We start from the raw sequence: 23,266 nt of genomic DNA, 5'->3' as shown, positions 1-23,266 counted from the left end.
TCATGACTTCACAGCTTAAAGATCATATGTCGACCGGTATACTGTTGTTACTGGCGGCTATTCTGTTGTTTCTTTCTCAGTCTGTTTTTACCATTCACCAGACCCAACAGGCTTTGGTGGTTCAGTTAGGGCAACCCAAGCGGGTGATTACTGAGCCCGGTTTGAACTTTAAATTGCCTTTTTTGCAGTCTGTTAAGCGTATGGAAAAGCGGTTGCTGACAACGGACCAGCGCCCGTCGGATGTGTTAACCCTGGATAAGAAAACTCTAAAGGTCGATAACTATGCCCGTTGGCGTATTGTTGATCCGCTCAAATTCTATCAAACCCAGCGTACCATCTCTGCGGCGACCTCACGTATTGGGGATGTGATCGACTCCAGCCTCCGTGAGGTGTTGGGTAAATATAATATGATGGAAATTGTGGCGGGTCAGCGGGCCATTCTGATGAATGATATCGCAACTTCCGCGAATGGAACCGTGCGTGGTTTTGGTATTGAGATCGTTGATGTGCGTATCAAACGAGCCGACTTGCCCAAACAGAACGAAGATTCCGTCTTCTCCCGTATGCAGACTGAACGTGAGCGTCAAGCCAAGCAGTACCGTGCTGAAGGTGATGAAGATGCACTACGTATTCGTTCAGAAGCTGACCGTCAGCGTGAAGTTATTCTGGCTAACGCTTACGAAACCTCTGAAGGGTTGCGTGGTCAGGGTGATGCTGAATCAGCCTATATCTATGCAGAGGTCTTTAACCTAGACCCCGAGTTTTACCGTTTTATCCGTACCCTGGATGCCTACAAGAAGTCCATTCTTGAAGGGAACACCACCTTGGTGATGCCTCCTGATGGTTTCTTCAGTGGTTTAAAAGGGGAAGGCTTTAACACTAAAAACCCAATGAACATGCAGTGAACGATCTATTGACCGCATTGGGGCTGGTTTTTATCATTGAAGGCATCCCCTATTTTTTAGCACCAGGTCAGATGCGTTCATGGGTAGAACGTATGGTTTCACTGCCTGATGCCATGCTACGTCAAACTGGTCTGACCTTGATGATCATAGGCTTGTTGATTGTCTATCTGGTTCGCGCTTAAATAAGGGGGGCTATGCCCCCCTTATTATTCTAAGCCATCTCCTTCCCAGCCGTTAAGTAAGGTGCTCCCATGGATAAGGATATTAGCCACATCAAGTTACCGCTGAGTGCAGCAGGTCACCATCCTCGTAACTATGAGGGTATTATTCCTGCTGACCAGTTGGAGGGATTACAAAATTCAGAAGAGACCTCTCTGGTCAATTCGGCTAACTGTGCCGTGACCGCACAGATGCAACAGGGAAAATTACACGTTACAGGTACGGTTTCCAGTACGGTTCAGGTTGTCTGTTCCCGCTGTCTGAAAAGCTTTGATCAACAGTTGGAAGGCCAGGTTGACCGTTGGTATGCCACAGGGGAAGATCCCCATAATGGCAGCAGTGGTGAACTGGCTTTGACCGATGAGTTGGTCTATCTGGAGGATGATCTTTTTACATTACCACCGTTGGTGGATGAAGAGCTCATGTTACACCTGCCGATGTTGCCGCTCTGCTCAGAGGGTTGTAAAGGTATCTGTGCCCAGTGTGGAGCCAACTTAAATGAGAGTGCATGCCGCTGTGACGGTATACCTTCAGACAGCCCATTTGCGGCCTTAAAACAGCTTAAATTGAAATAATCAAGGCTATTGATCGCAAGGCTTAGGTCAACAGTAGTAACGTGAAGATATGTCTGAAGTCGCTTTTTTCGCCATAAAACCCCGTCCTTTTTTGGTCGGGGTTTTTCTTTTTCAGGCTCTTTGCTTGATATGTTTGTGTAAAGCAGCCAATAGGTCTTTTTTTAGAATAGGTTTGGTTAGGTGGGCGTCACACCCCGCTTCTATGCTTTTACGGCGGTCCTCTTCCAAAGCATGTGCAGTGAGGGCAAGAATGGGGGTTCTGGGGTGTGCTTGCTGTTGTTCCCAGCGTCGAATGGTGGCGGTAGCTTGGTAGCCATCAACCTTGGGCATCTGTACATCCATAAGAATAAGATCATAGCGACTCTTTTGGGCCAAATGCACAGCTTCCACACCATTTTTAGCGATATCCAGTGTATGACCACTCTTTTGTAAATAGCGTTGAATGAGAAAAATATTATCGTCGGCATCTTCTGCTAGAAGAATATGGGCTTGTTTTTGATCAGAAAATGTTGGTTTTCGGTCTAAAACTCTGCACAGTCCCCTAAACAAGGCATCACCACGTACAGGTTTGATCATAGTGTAGACCTGTAACTCTTTGGCCTCATTGAGCATATGGTGATCGTCATTACTGCAGATCATGATGGTCGGTAAATGTTTAAATGCTGGGAATTGGCGCATATGGCGCACCACATCCAAGCTGGAATGTGAAATCGTATCATCATCAATGAGCAATATATCGGGCGGATATTCATAGCTTTGTAGTTGGCTCATAAATGTTTCAATCGCACCAGTTTGTTCTATAAAGCTAACCTTGCATCCAATTTGTTGTAAAACGGTTGGGTAAATGCCTCCACAGCGGCTTTTTTCATGGCTAATTAGTACGGTGGTGCCTGGCGGTAAGCCCGCGTGGGTAGGCTCTTTGACTTGAGGTGTATGAACGGCCCTTTGTAAGGGCAGCTGGAAGGAAAATGTACTGCCTTTACCTGGTTGGCTCACTACATGGATTTGGCCATTCATAAGATCAATCAGACGTTTACAGATGGCCAACCCCAACCCTGTGCCACCATGGTGACGGGTTGTCGAAGCATCAACTTGTGTAAACGGATCAAAAATTTGCGCCAGTTGTGTTTCGGGTATGCCCGGCCCTGTATCGATCACCTGAAATAAGAGCTGATCTTGCTGATCCTCTGTCAGTTGTACCGCAAGGGTAACATCCCCCTGTTGTGTGAACTTGATGGCATTGCCTAATAGGTTGAGTAAGACTTGGCGTAGGCGTTTGGCATCTCCAACCACAGCTTCTGGTAAATGTGCATCCAGTTGCTGTTTGAGCTGAATCCCTTTTAACTCACTGCGGGGGGTTAAAATAGAGATCGACTCTTCAATAAGGCTGGCTAGATTATAGGGATTGTTTTCTAAGACAAAACGGTTGGCTTCCACCTTGGCCAGATCAAGAATATCATTGATTAGATCCAGCAGAGCACCACCCGCCTTTTGAAAAATATCAATATATTGCTTTTGATCGTTGGTGAGTTCGGTTTCACAAAGAAGGTCAGCCATACCGATGATGGCATTCATCGGCGTGCGTATTTCATGACTCATGGTGGCTAAAAAGGTGCTTTTTGCCCGGTTGGCCTCATCCGCTCTCTCTTTGGCTTGTGTCAACGCATCCAAAGTCGCCAGCCTGGAGCTGATATCCCAAAAGCTGATGACGATGCCAGGTTCTTGTAGCTGTTGGGGCAGGGGGTTGGCGCGGTATTCAACCGGAAAGCGGCTGCCATCCTGATGTTGAAACCATAGCTGGTCACCATGGGTCGGCTCATTGTGTGCTAGCGCTTGAGCAAAGGGGGTTTCCTCCCAACGTAGGGGGGTACCATCTCCGCGGCAAGGGCGGGTCAAATCCATGGTGGAATAGCCAGCTTCACAGCTTGTGTCAGATAACCCAAGCAGTTGTCTTGCTGCATTGTTAACCCACTGGCAGCACCCTTTTTGATCCATCACCAAGACACCTTCTGTTAAGGTGTCGAGTATCTGCTGTCTATCTAATTTACTCTGTTGTAACTGTTGGGTACGGCTGACTACCCGCTGTTCCAGTTGGCGGCGTAAATGGTAGAGCTCCAGGTGGGTTTGAACCCTGAGTAAGACCTCTTTGGGTTCAAAGGGTTTGCTCATATAGTCAACAGCACCTACTTCAAAACCTCTGATTTTATCTTCAGAGTCTCCAAGAGCGCTGAGGAAGATAACGGGTATCTCTTGTGTTTCAGGATCTTCTTTTAATTTTTCACATAGTTGCAAACCACTCATGCCGGGCATGCGAACATCCAGTAAAAAAATATCGGGTTTGTGGGCCTGAACAGACCTGAGAGCCCCTTCACCACTGGTTGCAGCATGAATTTGATAGTGGCTCTGTTTTAAGATACCTGAGAGCAGTTTTAGGTTGGCCGGATTATCATCCACAATCAATATGGTGCTTGATGGAAGGGTCATGCCGGTGTCTCCATACTCATTTTAAACAAATGAAGCAGTTCTTCAAATTGGAAATCTTCGGCTTTACTGCGTAATGCGGAGGCCAGTTTTTCATTAATGGCTTCAATTTTATCCACATTCTTCTCGACCTCAACAATATTGCCCATCTCCAATGCATGCAACAGCTCTTGTTTGAGATCATCCGGTAAGTTGGCAAGAGTTGCTGGTTTGAGAGAGCCCTGCTCAGAGGTTGTGGTCAATGTTTGGGGATCTTTATAGATAAACTGAACCCCCAAATAAGTCTCCATGGCCGTGAAAATTTCAGATTCACGGAAGGGTTTACGTAGGCAGGTTGAAAAGCCCATGGCTAGGAGGCGTTGCATCTCATCACGGAAGATGCTGGCTGTAAGCGCAATAATAATCGTATCGTCATGCTCTGAATAAGCCTTGATCTGCTTTGCCGCTTCATCCCCGCCCATTTCAGGCATACGAATATCCATCCAGATTAAATGGGGCTTCCACGTTTTCCATCGTTCAATCGCTTGAACGCCATTGCAGGCTTCTTTCACATCAAAGCCGACCTCCTGGAGCAGTTTGACCAGTAGACGACGGTTAGCAACGGCATCATCCACAACCAGAATACGATAGTCTGGTTGGTCGGCACTTAGGCCGATGACACGGTTATCAACAGGTTTGTCTTGGATCTCTTGAGCATGGGCCTCTGTAATAGGAAGCTTTAATTGGAAGAGCGTGCCATGCTTTATTTGGCTTTCAACTTTAAGTGTTCCCCCCATCATTTCTATAAGACGCTTGCTGATGGAAAGCCCAAGGCCGGTGCCTTCCATACTGCCACGACTCCGACCGACCTGAATAAACGGTTCAAAAATTGATTTGATCTTATCTTCAGCGATCCCACAACCACTATCTTGTACTTCTATGATTAGCCAGAGTGTATTGGCCTCTTCGTGTGTGGCAACCCGTAGGGCAATGCCACCTTCCTTCGTAAATTTGACCGCATTGCCGAGGAGGTTGATGAGGATCTGGCGAACTTTAGCGGCATCAGCATGGATAAATTGAGGAAGTGTCGCATTGGGTTCATAGTGAAAAGTCAGATCTTTTTGTTGTGCCCGTATGGCCATCATATCTCGAATATCATGGAGTAGCTGATGGAGTGGTATGGCCTCTATCACAACATCCATTCGACCAGACTCTACCTTTGACATATCCAATACATCATTAATGAGTTGGAGCAGGTGATCGCCACTGCGATGAATGATACCGACATTCTCTTGTTGATCGAGGGTTAAGTTCTCCCCTCTATTTAACAATCCACAAAAGCCCAAGATAGCATTAAGGGGTGTACGCAATTCATGGCTCATATTGGCTAGAAAGGTACTTTTAGCTTGGTTGGCTACTTCAGCTTGTTGAAGGGCTTGTGTGAGTGCTCGTGTGCGCTCTTCTACGCGTTGTTCTAAAGAACGGTTGAGTTCACGCACCTCTTTTTCCACAGCTTTGCGTTGAACAATATCTTCTTCAAGTTGTGTTTGTGTGGCGCGCAAGGCTTTTTCACTGCTGGCCAGTTCTTGGAGCGTGCGGGTACGGGTATGAAGTTCTTGGGTCAATAATCGCAGAAGAGGGGCGATCAGAAGGTAGACCCCTCCAACACCAATGATCAATACCACCGCGGCAAAGAGTCCTAACCGATGGGTGTTGGCATCAATAATCGCATCCAGTTCTGCACGCTTCATTCGGAAAAGCAGATAAAAATTGGTTTGGTTCACACCACGTATGGTCACGACACAGGCTGGGCAGATACGATGATGGTTTTGCTCAGCCTTGAACTGACCGTTCTTGAAATCCTGTATAATCGTGGTTAGTCGTTCAGCTTTATAGGGGTGCCGAGTCGTGAAAATAGGCTTAAAAAGATCTTGTTTCTCATAGGCTAAAATAATTTCTCCGGTCTTGCCCATACCTTGATAATCCTCCATCAAGGCTAAGATACCTTTGGTTTGAAAAACCACAACATCGGTGCCGACACGTTTACCCCCACGGGCCCGAATAGGGGTGGCAACAACCAGGGTCGTTTGACCATTCAATACAATGGGGTCAAAAACCTGTGTTTGTTCAATAAAGGGGTCAAGTTGAGCGAGAAAAGCACCAGGCAGAGTCGTGCCCACAACCACCGCTATTTTGCCGTGGTGATCGTAGCGGGTAATACCTGTGGCATCGGGAGATTTGTTAAGGGCATCTAACAGTTTATTACTGGAAAAATCTACCAATGCTTTATGGGTAATTTTTCCATCATTATAAGCCATTAACTTTTTTCGAATGGCTGTGCGGCTGGTGAACTGTTCAGCGATATCAATAATTTTTGCAAAGAATTGATTAACGGAAACCGTTTTGGCATCCACAATAAACTGAACTTCACGATCATTCTTTGCTTTTAACTCATGACTTAATGGTCCCAAGACCATCATGACCAATACCGTACCAATGATAAATAGGGCAAGTAAGGTGCGTAAGAAGATTTTTCGCCGAATGGGATCAATATCCTGTAGTTCCATGGATAATCCTCAATGGGGTTATCGGTATGAACACATGGCTGCATTGTGGTGATGAGGTAATGCCACCTATTTTGTCAGCTTATTCTAATAAACTATCAAAATTAACTACAGTTAGGTATCAAGAAGCTGAAAAATAATGCTGAAGCTGCGTTATTGTAATTCAAGAGCCATAGAGGAGGCCCGTCTACCTCTATGGCTCTTTTGATAGGATTTTGGCTTTAAAAAAGGGTGCTTTGCCACTGTAAACGGTTATTTGCTAGCTCATCCTGGGGGTGGCGGTCTAGGAGTTGGACCTGAAAATCTTTAACGTCAACTTCCCCATGGGTCAAACGCATTTTAAAGGATGGGTTGTGCGCTGGTTGGGGGAGGTAGGTCCAGAGTGAGAAGCGGTGCCAATCGGTACCAGCTACAGACTCCCCCATAAACTGTTGCTGCTTTTGACCATTCGTTGACCGGTATTCAAGCTGAACTTGCATGGTAGAGGCACGAGGCGTAACCGCACGCATGAAAAATTGGATCTGTACCAACTTCTCTACGGGTAAGGGGGCCAGAGCTGGGTCAACGGCTGACAGTTGCCATTGATCCCCCTTAACAAGCCTTATGGTCTCAGAGGGGGTGGCTAATTGCCCTCCTTGCAGACGAACCATGAACGCCTCTTTGGGTAAGCGGGTTTTGGTCCGTGTAATGGGTGGTGTGTTGATGACAAAGAGATCCGACAGCCAGCGGCCATTTTGGTGACGGTAGAGGTGAGGCTGTGTCTCAATGGTGGTGTATAACCCATGGGTTGGATGCGTTTTATGCAGCCGCTTTTTTAAGATGTAGTTGCGCCGACGCCAGTTAATAAAGAGATAACCTGGTTCTTCAAATTGGCTGAACTTTTTTTGATGAGCCCAAGGGGAACTGGCTTTGAAAAAGAGAGGGAAAAGGTTTTTTCCATCCCCATAGAGTTTAGGATTGTGGGGCTCTTGAAGTTGGCTGGCACGCTCCAAAATAACTAAGCTGCCCGTATTGCCATTTTTGGCCAGATGGGGAGATTGATTCAGCGACCATAAATTGAGTGTTATCAAACCTGTGATAAGGGCGATGGCAACAGCGTAGACACCACGTTCAAAAAGCGGTTTTTTAACGGTTATCGCCAACCATGAGGCCCCGGCAAAAATAAGTTCAGCTGTCGCCAATTGAAAAAAAGGCAGGGTTTGAAGGTAGTAGCGGATGCTCTCTCGCAGATAGGGTCGGCTGGGATCCATGCCCTTGATTGCAAAAGCAATGGCCCCAAAGCCCAAAATAAGCATCATCGCCTTACTTAAGGCTGTTTTGCTTCTGTCTAAAAATAGCCACATTAAGGTACCCAACCCACCGAGCAGAAAAAAGAAAATCTCTGCTGATCCGGTATAATAGATCACCTTAGGAAAACGGATGGCCAAGAGAATAATGGCCTGAAGAGTGGGGAGCTTTTCACCGCTTTTAGCCGCCTGCTCAAAGACGGTTTCCAGGGTTCCCCCGGTATTGTAATTCAACAGTACTTTGTAGCGCAGGAGGGGATCCCCAAACTGTACCCACACGCTGAACATCTCTAGCGCTGCCCCGAGCAACAGACCCAAGGCAAAGTAGAGAAGTAGCTTCCATCTGTGGGGGCTTATGAGGGCAAGTAACAGGGCACTGAGCACAAAGGGTGCAAAGGTCGCCCGTATCGAGAGAGCTCCCCATAAAAGCAGACCTACTATAAGGGCCAAGGCTTTGAATGCAGGCTTATGGGCCGGTAGGTTCCAACGGAAAACCAGGCCATACATTAAGCCGGTCGCCAAAAAGGCGATACCCGTACCAAAACCATCAGGCAGGAGTTTGGCCTGAGTAATGAGTGCGGCGTAGCTGGTCACCCAAAACAGGATGGCCAGGAGTGCCACGCGACGGTTGGGGGCGGCGACAAAAGCAAAGAGGGTAACCCCCATAAAGCCTAAGAGAGATTGAAAACCAATGGATGTATAAAAAGCTTCTAGGGCGTAGTCATGGCCCAAAACCCAGTTGGGAAACTGAATTAACGCATATAAAAACATGCGTAGAGATCCATGCCGGATCCGATCGCCTTGTTGAAAGCCATCGCCCAGGGCGAGTTTAAAGTAGCCTACATCATCCGAACCAACCGGGGCTTGCCAAAAATAGAAATGTAAAATGGCTGCTAAAAAAGCCAATAGAAAGACACCAAGAAGGGGTAGAGCCCAGGCTTGGTATTCGTTTTTATATGAGTGTTGGTCCATGAGGATCATCTCTTTGTTCAATAGGAATCACTACGGTTGCTCGCAAACGTTGCCAGCTTTGTGGTGGTAAGCAATGGTTAAGCCAGGATGAGATGCTGTTGCTGCCACTGGCGCCACTGGCGTAAAAGCTGGTGACGGTCTTGAGCATGCAGAATAAGGGTACCCAAGCGGCCTGTTACTGGGGGTGGCGATAAGAGCAAAAGGTGATCATTCTGCGGGCATTGTGTGAGGGCGGGGGAGGCTTGTCCTTGGATAAAAAAAGCACCTGCCACGCCATTAGGCTGTTTTGGTCGGACAACCTGTTGATCCAAAGCCAGTTGAATGGCGGCCTCAACACTATCTCCCCCTGTTAGGGTGCAACGATACAGAGGGGTCAGAATAATGGGTAAACGGCCGTTGATCTCCATGAGAATAATCTCTTGATCCGATGTCATAAAAAATTCTGCATTAATAAAACTACGATCAAACCCTTGTTCGATGAGTGGATAGACAACCGCTTTGTAGGCAGACTCCAATTTTTGAGTCAGTGCATCATCTAGTTGGGCTGGAAAGAGACACCCTTCCAATAGCAGGGGGTTTGATGTGGCATACAGATTTTCTGAAATGCCCCATAGCTGAACCTCTCCATCTTGAACAAAGCCATCCACCGTAAAGATGTGCTGATGCTCCATATATTGTTCTAACAGCCATCCTGATTGGGTGTGGGAGGATGATGGTAAAAGCGCTTGCCACAAGGGGGTTAGGGGGGCATCAATTTCCAGGGGTGCCAAACCTGGGGTTTTAATTGGGGTAATCTGCTGAGAGCCCCAGCCATCTCGGGGTTTAAGCAGGGCAGGGTATGGAAAGTCCGTTTGGGGGGGCATCGCCTGGCCAGGATCCAGCCGGCAAAAAGGAATGGGCTTGGGGTCCAGCTGTTCCCGGGTAGCGGCTTTGTCCATGGTCGTAAAGACGGCATGAACCGAAGGGTGACCCATACAGTGTGCTGCAATGGGCGCTGCAAGGTCGTGGGTGGCCAGCACCACCCCATTGGGGTGGTGCTGTTTCCACTGTTGTGCCGATCTTAACTGCACCATGGGATCTGGCATGCTGGCCAGATCCTGATCATGAAAATGGTACCGTGACTGAAGAGGGGTGCAGATCCAACGATCAACAGCTCGGCTACAGGGAATCAAGACCGATTGCACGTTTTTTAGCCCTTATGAATTTGACATAGGCTGGATTTGAAAGCCGGAAAGCCACTGATCGGATCCAATGAAAAATCCCCTTCGGTTAACCGGTTGATATTGGCATCTGCCCAGCCATGATAGGCGTGGGCAATACCTTCACGAATCTCATCGCTGACCGCTGCGATCATCTCAATGGAGCCACGTGGGGAGGAGACGGTTACCCGGTCACCATCCACAATATTCCGTTGCTCTGCTTCCGAGGTGTGCATTTGTACACGAGGAACGGGATCGACGGCCAATAATGCGTCAAAGCGGCGTTGTTGGGAGTGGGTATACACCACAGAGCGCCCACCGGTTGTTAGTACCAGTGGGTAGTCTTTGGCGGTATCTGGTTTTGAGTGTGGGCTTTCCGCGGGTTCTTTGTAGGTGGGAAGGCCATCATAACCAGATTGATGGAGCTCATCGGCATCAAACTCCACTTTACCACTGGGGGTGGGAAAACCACGTGCTTCATAGAGCTTTTCGGTTACCTCATCCACATCATCATCCATAACCGCGGTGCCAAAGACGGTGATACCTCCAGGCTCTTTTTTAACCTGCTCCCATAAGGGGGCTCCCAGCCCTTCAGCCTGCTCTTCAATGCTGGCGTGAAGGTCACCCTGCCAAAACTGATCAGCCATACCCAGCTTACAGCCTAGATCCAGTACAATTTGCGCATCGGGTCGAGCTTCTGCAACGGGTTCGGTAACGGCTTTACGATGTTGTACCACCCCGCGGAATTGGCAACTACTGGCGGTGATCAAAGCTTCACGTTCCAGTGAGGTCGCTGCAGGCAAGATCAAATCTGCCAGGGGGCTGCCAGGGGTATGGAAGAAGTCAACCATGCAGAAGAAATCCAGTTTTTCTAAGGATTTCATGAAGCGGTCAGTATCGGGCCACATAATGGGGTTGATGCCTAAAGCAAACAGACCGCGTATGGGGGTTGGGTCCCCCTGTTCAATGGCATCCCCCAACACCATGCTGTGGGCCGCGGGATAGCGGTTGGTCCAGACAGGAAAACGTTTTTGACCGACGCGGGGTGGTAAGGTATCAATCTTTTCTTTAAATAGGTCAATTCCCTTAGGAACAACTTTATCAATAAAGAAGCGATTACCCCCGGGAATATCAACGTAGCCAGCGGTGGCAGCAAGTAAAATAACCGCCCGGTGGTTTTGAAAACCGTTGCTATGTTGGGTGGTTGAGGTGGCCGATAAAACCAACTGAGATGGACCGTGGTGTCCATACCACTCCGCAGCTTGCTTAATATCCGCTTCGGGTACCCAGCAGATGTCACTGGCCCGCTTGGGGGTGAAATCTTTGACGTATGCTTTAAAGTTTTCAATACCATTGGCCCACTTGGCCAAAAATGCTTCATCTGACCAGCCATTCTCAAAAAGCTGTTGGTGTATGGCAAGAGCCAAGGCACCATCGGTACCGGGGCGAATGGGTAGATAGAGGTCGGCCCGTTGAGCTGTTTCTGTCAAACGGGGATCAACAACGATGGTTTTTACCCCATCTTTGGGGGCAATAACCGGGTGTTCTCCGTAAGGAAGCACAGAGTGGACAGGGTTGGTTGACCATATGAGCCGACAACGGGTCTCATCGGCATCCTGTAGGCTGGAGGTTTTGAGCCGGTAGCCATAAGTGAGTTGTTCAGAAACCAGGGTAGAGGTAAAACAACAGCCTGATTCAGTCATATAGTTAGGCGAGCCAAATAGATGGGCCAAACGTTGTAAATGGGGGCGGGCCTCTTTGGTATAGCCGCTGAAAAAAGCACACGCTTCAGCACCATCGCGCTGGCGGATTTTATCCAGTTCATGGGCGCAGATCTCTAGCGCTTCATCCCAGCTTATGGGCTCAAAGTTCATAGAACCCCGAGGGCCAACCCGTTTCAAAGGGGTGCGTAGACGCTGTGGATGGGTCTGCATCTCCATCTGCACATCGCCACGGGGGCAGGTTGGGCCGGTGAGTTTGTCTAACGAGCCATCCGCTTTGTAATGCACATCAAATTCACAGTTCATGTCACATTGATAGCAAGTGGTCTTTTCAGGGAGTGTGCTGTTCATGGAACTTTTCTCGTCAGCAATGGTTTAAAAAAGGGACTAGGTCGGTGGCATCTCAGTGAGCCATCGGTTAGAGTTTGCCGACCCTTTTGACCAACAGCAACCGGATACGTTCCCATGTCTCAATCTGGCGATCAACAAACTTCCCAAAAACACCAAGATGGTATGTGTGGTATTTGCCCTGCTGGCTGCTGGGTGAGGGTCGGATATGAAGGGGATAAAATGGTCTCGGTAGAGCCCAGGCCCGATCACCCCTTAGGTATGATCTGTCGTATTGGGCGTAAATCGCCCAATGTGGTGTATGATCCTGACCGCCTAAAGACCCCCCTTAAACGGGTGGGGCCCAAAGGTTCGTATGCGTTTGAGCCCATCTCTTGGGATGAGGCTATGTCGACCATTGCGGAGCGTCTACAAACGACCAAAGCCAAACATGGTGCGGAAGCCACGGCTATTTATACAGGGCGTGGTAGTTTTGATATGGCCATGTGTGACCTGTTTCAGCCAGATGATGTGGCGGTTTCATCTGCCAGTAGTGTGCTCTTTCCCTTTGGTTCTCCCAACACCCTGGGGGTTGGGGCACTCTGTTATGTCTCCTTTGCCATGATCGCTCCTCACGTCACTTTTGGGGAGATGTTGATCAGCCTTGAGACAGACCTTCCTCAATCAGAATTAATTGTGGTTTGGGGGGCCAACCCAGCCACAGACTCCCCCCCCATGGCACACCATCAAATACTGGAAGCCAAACAGCGGGGGGCCGAAGTGTTGGTTATTGACCCCCGTCGATCGGAAACCTGTGTCGAGGCAGATGCTCAGTGGCACCCCATACGGCCCGGTACTGACGGTGCTTTGGCCCTGGGTATGATCAATGTGCTGATTGAAGAAGAGCTCTACGACGAAGCTTTTGTGAAAAATTGGACGGTGGGGTTTGAGGATCTCTCCCAATATGTTCAGCACTACCATCCTGATGTCGTTGCGGAGATTACAGGTGTGCCTGCGGATCAGGTACGGCAGATCGCCCGTAAAATAGCCAATGCTCGTGGTGCATGTCCGGTTATGTATACAGGCTTGGAGTATTCAGATAGTGGTGTGCAGGCCATTCGTGCTGTATTTACTCTCTGGGCATTAGCAGGGCAGTTGGATGTGCCTGGTGGTCTTTTAATTCGGATGAAAGAGAATCAATTTCCTCAAAATCGGGCACATTTAATTAAAAACCCTGGTGCAGACAAGGCGTTGGGGCGGGATCGTTTCCCTGTCTATTCCGCCTATCGTGGAGAGTCTCATGCCATCTCTTTACCACAATCTGTCTTAGAAGGGGTGCCTTATAAAGTACGGGATTTAATGGTGCTTGGGGGATCGTTGATGACCTCTTGGCCTGACCCGGCATTGTGGAAACGCACCCTCTCGGAACTGGAATTTCTGGTTGTTATTGACCGGTATCACACGGCAGACTCAGCCTATGCAGATATTGTTTTACCTGCCACGACACTCTACGAGTGTACCTCCTTCATGCGCTATGGGCCGATGTTTGCCATTCGGGAAAAAATGGTGGAACCCGTGGGGGAGGCAAGGAATGATTTTCTTATCCTAGCGGAACTGGCAGAGCGGCTTGGTTATGGTGAGCTCTACCCGCAAACTGAAGAGGCGATTTTGGAGCGGGCCTTAGAAGAGACAGAGTTTACCGTGGCGCAGGTACGTCAAGCGGGTGGTCATGTTCAGTTAAACACCGCGATGATGCAGTATAAAAAATGGGAAAAAGGTCATTTGCGTGAGGATGGCCAACATGGGTTTGCGACCCCTTCCGGCAAATTTGAGATCAGCTCTTCGATCTTGGCTGAGCATGGGTATGATCCGCTGCCGGTCTATACCGAACCCCAGGAAGGCCCTTTGGCTAGACCGGATTTAGCTAAATCCTACCCTCTGGTGCTGAATTCTGGAGGGCGAACCTATTATGATTTCCGCAGCCAGCACCATGGCGTAAAAGGGTTGGCAGAGAAGCAGCCTGACCCAAGAGTGACCATGAATGTCGAAGATGCCGAAGCGCGTGGTATTCAAAATGGAGATTGGGTTTGGGTTAAAAGTCCTCGTGGTGAGATCAAATATCGAGCTCGGGTAACCGATAGTATTGTTAAAGGGTCGGTGGATGCCAACATGGGGGGAGGGGGCCCGGTTGGGCCTGAGTCATGGCAAGCCTGCAATGTAAACGTTCTGACGGATCCAGAACATTATGATCCCATTTCAGGTTTTCCCATCTACAAAACCCTGTTATGTGAAATACGAAAAGCAGGAGATGCAGACGCCCGTTTCTCTGAAATAGAAGAACAGGCAGAGCCGGTTAAACAGGCGACCCAAGAGGTTGTCCAGACGGAGATCTATTTAGACCACAATGCAACGACCCCCCTGGACGCTGAAGTGATCGCAGTTATGCGACCTTTTATGGAGCAAGCCTTTGGTAACCCTTCCAGCATTCATGGATTAGGTGTTAAAGCGCGACATGCTGTGGAAAATGCTCGGCGTCAGCTCTCTCAGGTGCTGGGTTGTACCGCCCGCCGTATTGTGTTTACAGGAAGTGGCTCCGAGGCCGATAATATGGCCCTCAGAGGGGTGGTCTCTGTGCAGCAAGGTCAGCGTTGCCACATCATTACCTCTGCTGTTGAGCATCCTGCTATTCTTGCAACCTGCCGTAGTTTGGAGAAGCAGGGGCACCGCATTACCTACCTGCCAGTGGATGAACATGGGTTGGTTTCCATGCAGGCCTATGAGCAGGCGCTCACCGCACAAACGACCTTGGTGTCCATTATGGCGGCCAATAATGAGACAGGTACGTTACAGCCCATTCAACCGATGGCTGCCATGGCACGTGATCTAGGAGTGCTCTTTCATACCGATGCGGTGCAAGCGTTGGGCAAAATCCCTCTTAATGTTGAGGATCTTGGGGTTGATCTGCTGTCTGTCTCATCCCATAAAATTCATGGTCCTAAAGGTGTTGGGGCGCTGTATATCCGTAAAGGGGTGGATGTTGATGCTGTCACAACGGGCGGCAGCCAGGAGTGGGGGCTGCGTGCAGGAACAGAAAATGTGCCGGGTATTGTTGGTTTTGGTAAAGCGTGTGAACGGGCTGAATTGGCCCTTCGCCATGGTGAGAATCAGCGGTTAAGTGCCCTGCGTGATCAGTTGGAAGAGGGGCTTCTTACGCAGGTACCTGGTGCCAAGCGCAATGGGCACGCACAAAAACGACTTCCAAACACCTTAAACGTAACCCTACCGGGTATTCGTGGGGAGTCTCTGGTGTTGGTGATGGATCGTCGTGGCGTTTATTTCTCCTCGGGTTCTGCCTGTAAATCGGGGAATCCTGATCCTTCCCATGCTTTGTTGGCAATGGGAATATCGGCAGAAGATGCGCACTGTTCGGTGCGTTTTTCACTGGGGGCGGCAACCACAGAAGTAGAGATTGATCAGGTGTTATCGCTGTTTAAAGAGACACTGACAGATACCATGAGTAGTATCCGGTTTGTGAGCTGCCGTTAGCCAAAAAAGTGGATTCATACAGACATCCGTAGCTGAATGTCTGACCAAAAAAAGAGGGGGGATACAAATCCCCCCTCTTTTTTTATGATGATTTAAGCTGGCTTAGTTGCTTTTTCCAACCCGCATAAAATGAATGCTGAACCGCTTTTCTTCATCCATCCATAGAGCTTCAGAATGAAAACCAGCGGTACTGGCTAAATCCCTAAAAGCTTCGACAGAATATTTGTAGGAGCTTTCAGTATGGATGGTTTCATCTTTTTCAAAGGTAAAGCTATGATCACCGATTTTAATAATCTGATCCGTCGTGCTCTTTAGGTGCATCTCAATACGACTGAGATCTTCATTAAAGAAAGCATCATGGGTGAACTGACTGAGGTTAAAGTGTCCACTGGCTTCACGGTTAATGCGGGTTAACAGGTTGACATTAAACTGGGCGGTTACCCCTTGTGCATCATTATATGCGGCATGGAGTACCTGGGGGTCTTTAGGGAGATCGACCCCAATAATTAAGCCTCCGCCATGTCCGAGCAGTTTGGCCACACGACCCAGCAGGGTAACGGCATCCTTGGGTTCAAAGTTCCCAATGCTGGAACCCGGAAAAAAGGCCAAACGTGGGGCTTCTTCCTCAATCTCAGGTAGGTGAAAATCTTTGGAGTAATCGGCACAAACGGGGAAAATAGCCGTATGTGGAAAGGATTTTGCCAAAGATTCTGCCGACTCAAGAAGATGTTGACGGGATATATCGATGGGGACATAGGCTGCCGGTTTCAACGCTTCAAGCAGCAGTTGTACTTTTAGGCTGCTACCACTGCCTAGCTCAACCAGAACGGAGCCTGTACCCGCCATGCGTGCCATTTCGGCACCATGTTGACGGATAAGCGCAATCTCTGTACGTGTGGGGTAGTATTCCGGCAGCTCTGTGATGGCATCAAAGAGTTTAGAGCCGTAGGCGTCGTAAAAAAATTTAGGTGAGATCTGTTTGGGAGTGTTGGATAACCCCTCGATCACCTCTGCCTTCAGCTCTGATAGGGTCGGGTGGGTGTCGTAAAACCCCCGAATGGTCCCGTACTCAGAAGGGCGTTGTGCCTCAAGCTCTTGTAGAGCATGGGCGGTAAAACCGTGGGTTTCACTATAAGGGTGGGTATCCATGAAGAAGCCTTATTTACAATGCATGTCAAACAGCCTGCTCTCTCCCGCAGGGAGCCTTATAATTAAAGATGACAATCCGTTCGTCAACCAAGGATTGTCGGCACCCCTAATAAATTACCAAAAAGTCATTTTTCAGGATGCCTATTTTCAGGGAATACGCTGTAGAGTGTGATCTGTTCGGTCACGCCTTTTAATGATGCCGTGGTGATTTCACGTACAGGAATATCCGTTTGTATGGCTTCAGCTACGGGGTGCGAAAAAAGAATGGGTGGGTTGGGGGTTTTGCATAAGGACTCAATACGCGCTGTAACATTGACGTTGTGTCCAATGACTGTAAATTCTAACCGATCGGTACTACCAATATATCCCGCCACGACCTCACCACAGTGAATGCCAATACCATTCTCTAAAATTGGACGATCCTTGAACTGTTGCGCCACATTAAAAGTGACCAGCTCGGCGCGCATTGCCTGCGCAGCCCGTACTGCTTGCAGAGGGGCGTTTTCTTTCTGGTCTGACAGACCAAAAACAGCGAGTACGGCGTCGCCAATGAATTTGTCAACCATACCGCCATGATGTTGAATGGCCCGGACCATGGCGCTCATATATCCGTTTAAAAGCTCTGTGAGATCTTCGGGATCCATGGATTCTGAAAGCGGGGTGAAGCTGCGTAAATCAGCAATCAGAATGGTCACTTCCTTTCGTTCTCCGCCCATTTGAATATGGTTTTCTTCCTGGGCATAGCGTTGAATAAAGGATTCAGCAACCTCTGGGTTTACAAAACGTCCAAAGGCGTCCCGTATCCGTTCTCGTAATACCAGGCCTTGTCCCATTTCATTAATACCATGAGCCATAATCCCCAGCTCATCTGCTCGGGAGCTGTCCACTTTTACCCCAAAGCGTCCATGTGCAATTTCGTTGACTGCTTCAGTCAGCGCATCACAATCCCTATGCAGGGCGCGGCCATAACGCCAGGAGACAAAAAGAGCCGCTGCAACAAAACAGATGGCTAAAAAGAGCACTTCAAAAGCAGCCGCCTTATCAATATAACCCTCATAGACAAAGCGAAAGCTCATTAAGGTCATGACCAGGGCAGGTACAATGGTAAACGCGGCAAATGCCTCCATTAAGCGCACGGTAATACGTTCTTGCCCTTGCCCATTGGGGGTTGTGCGGCGCAGATGTTGTTCAACCATAATGTACTCAAGCTGTGAAAGCAGGCCAGCCCCTAATGCCCAGTACCCAGCAAGTAGTTTTGGGTAGCTGCTCCAGTGAAAAGCCTCGCCATACACCTGCCATGTAACCACACAAGCTAAAATACCAGTAAAAAACCATGTTATAACAGAAAGGCGAAAAAAATGTCGGGCTGAGGTCTGACCTGGAGGTGGGGTAGGGTAGGTTCTAAATACCCACTCTCTTAAAAGGACTTGAATAAAAAAGATACCCACTAGGGTGGAGAACAGATGTAGCAGGGTTACCTTGTCTATAAATGGACAGACCTGTTTTCCATAAAAAGTTAGAAACAGGGCTGCAAGCGCGGCTAGGCCATGCAGCTTAATCCGCATATGGCCATTAAGCACCAATGGTATGGATGCGCTCATAGCTGTATCCCCTCATAATCGTTGCCCTGAGCTTGGCGTCGATCTTTATGTAAATATTTCCATTTTAGAATGACTTTATAATGAATCATACGATATTCATGGGCTTTTGTATGGGTGGCTTTTGACGTAACGCAGAGTTCTTTTTGGTTTTGCAGGAAGAAGCGTGGGTTTGTTGTGCATAATACGTATTGTTTTGTCTTTTTCTGATGGAATGTCTCATGGCATCACATTCGAGTAAGCAATGTGACAAATTCTGCAAAACAATATTTACATTAACAACTTGTTAACAAAAAAAATGGCAATATTAATAAAGTTTGCTAGGCATAAATTAAATGGAGTGTAAAATAAACGTGAGCTACCTTTTGAAAAATAGGCAGTTATATATATAGCTGTCAATATTAGCATATTGTACTTGTCTGTAGGGGAGTGGGAAATGAAACGATTTGCAGTTGCTGCTGTTTACGGTCTGTTAACAATGGGTTTAGCGGCCAACGCTACTGCGGCCGAAGTGTCGTGGAAAGGTTGTGGCATCACTAAAAAGGCTTTTATGGCAGAAATAGCCAAGGCCTATGAGGCCAAAACCGGTGTTCCCATTAAGATCAGTGGTGGTGGTGCAACCAAAGGTATTCGCGCGGCATCAGCTGGAACGACCGATATTGGTGGTACCTGTCGCCAGCAGCTCATGGAAGGTGGTGCCGTTCATGGTGAGGAGAATAATGCTGTTCTTACGCAAGTTGCTTGGGATGCCATGGTGGTTATTGCGCACCCCTCCAACCCTGTTGAGAACATTACCATGGCGCAGTTGAAGGGAATCTACGACGGTAAGATCACCAACTGGAAAGATCTTGGTGGTCCAAACAAGCGTATTATCCTGGTTACCCGAAATGGTAAATATTCCGGTGTTGGGCATATGTTCCGTATGGAAGTGTTTGGGGATAAAGAGTACGAGTTTAAAGCCCGCTCCCTTAAGGTTAAATCAACTGGGCCATTGGAAGCTAAAGTTGAAAAATCAGCCAGTGCCATGGGGGTTGACGGCATTAGTTCTGCCAAAAAGCGCAAAGTTAAATTCATGAGCTTGGATGGTGTTGCACCGACTAAAGAGAACATCGCTTCTGGTGCTTACCCCTTAATCCGTCCGCTCTATTTGGCGCTGAACAAAAATCCAACCAACCCTGAAGCCCAAAAAGTAATGGACTTTGTTCTTAGTGCTGAAGGCCAATCCATCATCTCTGCGCAAGGTACCGTTAACATGTCGGAAGGTGCTGCGCTTGATGCTAAGTGGGATATGATCAAAGCGAAGTTTTAAGTGGTCTTTGAGAGGGGTGTTGGGGACACCCCACTCAACTTTGGTCGCATGGATGGTAAAGCTGTGTGGGTTACTTACAGGTAACCCATACTGTATGTGATGAGATCAAGAGGGGGTCTGGTCACGACTTGGTTGTTTTTAGGGGTGTCCCCATGAAGCTCAGCGTAAAGATTGTATTGGTCGTGTTTGTCTTGGTTTCCTTGGTTTTGCTCGTCCAGGGTTGGCTGTCAGGTTCTATGGTACTGACTGTTCTAGAAGATAACATGCGCGGGAAGCTGCATGTTGCGCTGCAGGATTCTGCTTCCTTGGTGGAATCGAGAGTCAAACAGACCAGTGAAGATATTGCGGTCATGCAGGCTCATCGGGATATCGAGAATTTTTTAACTTCTTTGGTGTTCGAAGATTTAGATGGTATGACGGAGGCTTCTTCTAACCTGGAGCTCTTTTTCCAGCGTGTCTATGAGGCCAAACCTCGTTACACCATTATTCAACTGGCCACAGCCAAAGGTAAACCTCACCTACAACTCTCCAGTGGTAAGCGGGTTGAGGAGTTTTATGCGTTTGATGTGGAGAGTATGCTGGCTGAGATGAAAGCCCAGGGGAAAAAACGTATCCATATAGCCCGTAAGTCTGGGGGAACCTGGGGGTTATACACGGTTGCTGGGTTGGAAGTGGAAGGCAATATGGAGGGCTTATTATTCCTCTATCAACCCATCTCAGGTTTGGTTAAAGAGCTGACAGAAAAACTCCAAAAAGAGCAGGTTGTTGCGGCACTGTTGGGGGGCACGAACAGTGTGGTAGGTAAAACACCAGGTATGGATGGTGACATCCAAAAAGGCATGCTGACGGGGGATCTTTCAGGTTGGGTTGTTCAATCAACCAAAGTTCCTGCACTTAAATGGGAAATTGTTGGTGGTATTGAAGAGTCAGGTGCCATGGCCGTGGTTTGGAAGTTGGCCTTGAGCTCATTCATAGCAGCTATTGCCTTGGTTGCGTTGATCTCACTCTTTACCCGCAACAAGATTACCAGTCGACTGACACAGATTGGTCATTCCATTGAAGATCTGGCCGAAGGTAACCTCACAGAGCGGGTGGTCATTTCTGACCAACCCGATGAAATTGATGAAATTGGTATTTTTGTCAATAGACTGGCCGATAGTTTGACGTTTAGCGTTCGTACCATTGGTATGCAGTCCAGCAGTGTGACGGCCTTTATTCAGGAAGTGTTGGGGATTAGTCGGACACTTGGTGTGAATTCGAAAAAAGTGAATGAGTTTTCCCATGTCTTGTCAGACCAAAATGAGACCTTAACTGAGGCCATCGCAAATATTAAGGATCTCTCCAACCGTACATCTGACCGAATGGCCAATTTAACCAGTGGGGCTAATTCTGTTGCGGATAATATGAATACCATTGCTGGCGCTGCGGAACAGGCAAGTCAGAATGTGAGTACCATGGCCTCAGCTGCTGAAGAGATGACCGCCAATGTTTCTGGTGTTAACCGTTCATTGGAAGTCATGAATAATTCTGTTTCACAAGTCTCACAAGCGGTTGCAGAGGTTAAAGGAGCGTTACAGACGGTCAAAGGGCGCTGTAACCGTGCAACCCAGCTTTCGCAAGATGCCAATGGCCATGCGAATAGTACCATGAATGTCATGGAAAAATTGGCACACTCTGCTCAAGAGGTTGGTAAAGTTGTTGATATCATTAACAATATTGCCGAACAGACCAATATGTTGGCCTTAAATGCCTCTATTGAAGCGGCTGGGGCAGGGGAGTCTGGTAAAGGGTTTGCTGTTGTCGCCAATGAGGTTAAAGAGCTGGCCAGTCAAACCAGTGAGGCAACCAAAATGATTGCCGCTCAGGTGGATGAGATTCAGGATAATACCCGTTCGGCATCTAAGGCTGTGCGTGAGATCTCTAACAGTATTGGTTCTATTAATAGTGCCAACGAAGAGATCTCAAACTCTGTTGAAGAGCAGGATCATGCCATTCAGGAAATTGCCCAAGCTATGGGAGAGGTCACCCATGGTAATGAAGAGGTCACAAGAAACGCTCAAGAGTTGGAAGTTGCGGTACAAGAGGTGGCCCAAGCTTCAGGTGAAGTGGCTTCAGGATCTCAAGAGATTGCCTCTGCATCGGCCAATGCGGCATCTGCTGCCCAAGAGATGTCTACCCAAGCTACCGAGGTTAACCAGTTTGCTGATGAGACCTTAAAAACAGTTGCCTCAACGGATGAAACGACACGTATCTTCCACGGCAAAGTTGAAGAGTCTCTGGTTATGGCTATGGAGATGCATGGCCATGTTAGCCACTTTGCGGCACTTAGAGATGTTGCGCGGACCATTAGTGATGGGCTCAGTGCCGCCCAGTCAGCTTTTGAAATTGGGCCAGAGCTCTTTGACATGAAAGAGCTTAAAGAGCGATATATGCATTTGATGGGGGTTCTGGAAACAGCCATTCACAGTCAAACCCCGCTGGCAGAAGAGGCTGTTGTGGGTTTAGAGAGTGTTCCCTTTATGCAGTGGCTTAATCGTCACCGTAGTGATCTAACTTGGTTCCCAGAGCTGAATGCTATGGAGCAGTCTGTTAAAGGGATGCATGATATTGGTCACGAGATTGTAAACCTGACCCAACAAGATGATTTTGAGAACGCCAAGTTAATCATGGGCAAGTTCCATGATCAGCGTCGTCGCTTTTTTCAGCATGCCAATGATCTCTACCTTGATCAGTTGGGGCAGAAAATGGACCGAAGCTCCTTCTTTAAATGGCATGATAGCTACAGCACTGGTAATGAGCAGATCGATAGCGAACATAAGCAGCTCATGTCGATGATTAATGAACTATACAGTCAGCTCTGGAATGGTGTGAAAGAGGTCGATGTTAAACCTATCCTCAATCGCATGGATGACTATACAAGGGGTCATTTAAAGCGAGAAGAAGAAATTCTTGCGAGTAAACAAGCTCCGGGATTGGACGAACACAAAAATGTCCATAAACAGTTTATGAAGAAGCTGGAAGACTTCAAAGCTGAGTATGAAGCTGGTGAAATTGCGTTAAGTATGGAGATGATGAACTTTCTAAAAGGTTGGCTTAGTCAGCATATTCATAAAGCCGATAAAGTGATCTTCAGCAGAGTTTCTTAATGGTAAGCTCCATGGTACTGGTCAAGAAAAAGCCCCTGATTAGGGGCTTTTTTCTTATGGTCATCTCAGAATCCTGGTAGGGCTTTTTTCCTCACTTCCATAACCCGCAAGAACCCTGCATATTCCTTTGATGGGGCTGTGGAATTGTGGACAACAGCTCGGTTAGGAATATGGTATTAACGTAACCTCTTTTTGCTTGTGCGCCAAGCCCAAGTGCCATTGGTATCCTGTTTGAAATGGATTACCATTTTATAATGTCACCACAGTGACCAAAAGTCCCCACAACCCCA

13 protein-coding genes are annotated in these 23,266 nt (G+C 48.1%); 6 read left to right on the top strand and 7 right to left on the bottom strand.

Annotated features, from left to right (window positions below; all coding sequences use genetic code 11):
• The first annotated feature begins 2 nt into the window (after nt 1–2).
• The 3 genes from hflC (at nt 3) to V5T57_RS19590 (ending at nt 1,699) form a co-directional block, all read left to right on the top strand.
• Nucleotides 3–905: a protease modulator HflC gene (gene hflC / locus V5T57_RS19600; RefSeq protein ID WP_332892961.1), complete on the top strand. Its 903-nt coding sequence runs from the start codon at nt 3–5 to the stop codon at nt 903–905.
• Entirely contained in the window at nt 902–1,087 is a 186-nt protein-coding gene (locus V5T57_RS19595; protein WP_332892960.1) for a DUF2065 domain-containing protein, read from the top strand. Before hflC ends, V5T57_RS19595 begins: the two co-directional genes overlap by 4 nt.
• Nucleotides 1,088–1,156: 69 nt before the next feature.
• On the top strand, nt 1,157–1,699 hold the full coding sequence (locus tag V5T57_RS19590; RefSeq protein ID WP_332892959.1) for a YceD family protein: 543 nt from the start codon (nt 1,157–1,159) through the stop codon (nt 1,697–1,699).
• Between the two features lie 111 nt (nt 1,700–1,810).
• Here the strand turns inward: V5T57_RS19590 and V5T57_RS19585 are convergent, their stop codons facing one another.
• The 5 genes from V5T57_RS19585 to V5T57_RS19565 all read right to left on the bottom strand — a co-directional run bounded on the left by V5T57_RS19585 (nt 1,811) and on the right by V5T57_RS19565 (nt 12,252).
• Nucleotides 1,811–4,183, bottom strand: a complete 2,373-nt coding sequence (locus V5T57_RS19585; RefSeq protein ID WP_332892958.1) for a response regulator — start codon at nt 4,181–4,183, stop codon at nt 1,811–1,813.
• Nucleotides 4,180–6,726, bottom strand: a complete 2,547-nt coding sequence (locus V5T57_RS19580) for an ATP-binding protein (protein ID WP_332892957.1) — start codon at nt 6,724–6,726, stop codon at nt 4,180–4,182. The genes V5T57_RS19585 and V5T57_RS19580 overlap by 4 nt, the downstream gene beginning before the upstream one ends.
• A gap of 218 nt (nt 6,727–6,944) precedes the next feature.
• Complete coding sequence (locus tag V5T57_RS19575; RefSeq protein WP_332892956.1) at nt 6,945–8,981, bottom strand: hypothetical protein; 2,037 nt, start codon at nt 8,979–8,981, stop codon at nt 6,945–6,947.
• Between the two features lie 77 nt (nt 8,982–9,058).
• Nucleotides 9,059–10,165, bottom strand: coding sequence for an ATP-grasp domain-containing protein (locus V5T57_RS19570; protein WP_332892955.1), 1,107 nt, complete (start codon nt 10,163–10,165; stop codon nt 9,059–9,061).
• A 5-nt stretch (nt 10,166–10,170) separates the two neighbouring features.
• Nucleotides 10,171–12,252 (bottom strand): molybdopterin-containing oxidoreductase family protein, encoded by a 2,082-nt coding sequence (locus V5T57_RS19565; RefSeq protein WP_332892954.1) that lies wholly within the window; start codon nt 12,250–12,252, stop codon nt 10,171–10,173.
• 114 nt (nt 12,253–12,366) lie between these two features.
• Here V5T57_RS19565 and V5T57_RS19560 point away from each other — a divergent pair, with 114 nt between their 5' ends.
• A complete protein-coding gene (locus V5T57_RS19560) occupies nt 12,367–15,774 on the top strand; it encodes an IscS subfamily cysteine desulfurase (protein WP_332892953.1) in 3,408 nt (1,135 codons plus the stop codon).
• Nucleotides 15,775–15,876: 102 nt separating this feature from the next.
• Here V5T57_RS19560 and egtD read toward each other — a convergent pair whose 3' ends face one another.
• Both egtD and V5T57_RS19550 read right to left on the bottom strand, forming a co-directional pair.
• Complete coding sequence (gene egtD / locus V5T57_RS19555) at nt 15,877–16,923, bottom strand: L-histidine N(alpha)-methyltransferase (protein WP_332892952.1); 1,047 nt, start codon at nt 16,921–16,923, stop codon at nt 15,877–15,879.
• A gap of 125 nt (nt 16,924–17,048) precedes the next feature.
• Nucleotides 17,049–18,524 (bottom strand): adenylate/guanylate cyclase domain-containing protein, encoded by a 1,476-nt coding sequence (locus tag V5T57_RS19550; RefSeq protein ID WP_332892951.1) that lies wholly within the window; start codon nt 18,522–18,524, stop codon nt 17,049–17,051.
• Between the two features lie 433 nt (nt 18,525–18,957).
• Here V5T57_RS19550 and V5T57_RS19545 point away from each other — a divergent pair, with 433 nt between their 5' ends.
• Both V5T57_RS19545 and V5T57_RS19540 read left to right on the top strand, forming a co-directional pair.
• Complete coding sequence (locus tag V5T57_RS19545; RefSeq protein WP_332892950.1) at nt 18,958–19,830, top strand: phosphate ABC transporter substrate-binding protein; 873 nt, start codon at nt 18,958–18,960, stop codon at nt 19,828–19,830.
• A gap of 152 nt (nt 19,831–19,982) precedes the next feature.
• Nucleotides 19,983–22,976 carry a bacteriohemerythrin gene (locus tag V5T57_RS19540; protein ID WP_332892949.1) on the top strand — a complete coding sequence of 998 codons (2,994 nt, stop codon included), beginning with the start codon at nt 19,983–19,985 and terminating at the stop codon, nt 22,974–22,976.
• The last annotated feature ends 290 nt before the right edge of the window (nt 22,977–23,266 follow it).

The organism is Magnetococcus sp. PR-3 (genome assembly GCF_036689865.1).
GTDB lineage: Bacteria > Pseudomonadota > Magnetococcia > Magnetococcales > Magnetococcaceae > Magnetococcus.
The sequence above is the reverse complement of the archived record's forward strand: the minus strand, read 5'-3'. Positions and strand labels throughout refer to the sequence as shown.